At 58.4% G+C, this 245-nt stretch carries 1 protein-coding gene; it reads right to left on the bottom strand.

Going from position 1 to position 245, the window contains the following annotated elements; genetic code table 11:
* Positions 1–245, bottom strand: a 245-nt coding sequence (locus ACSNOK_RS35665) for an energy-coupling factor ABC transporter permease (RefSeq protein ID WP_436784813.1), incomplete at both ends; no start/stop codon positions are given.

Below are 245 nucleotides of genomic sequence, written 5' to 3' on the forward strand. Positions count from 1 at the left end.
CTTACCGACAGCTCCCCAGAAGCCACCGGTTGCATCCGGGAAGGCAAAAGCCAGCTGGAAGCTAGTCACGACGTAGGTGATGAAGTCGGAGAAGACCATACACAGGAAGATCGCTAACGCGTCAGGCCCGCGAAGTTTCTTGGTGAGCTTGTAAAAGGCGTACCCAGCCCACGGTCCCGCGATAGCCATCGAGAAAGTATTGGCTCCCAGGGTGGAAATTCCCCCGTGGGCCAGGAGCAGGGCCT

Origin of the sequence: Streptomyces sp. URMC 126 (assembly GCF_051386555.1) — a bacterium.
In the GTDB taxonomy this organism is placed as follows: Bacteria; Actinomycetota; Actinomycetes; order Streptomycetales; family Streptomycetaceae; genus Streptomyces.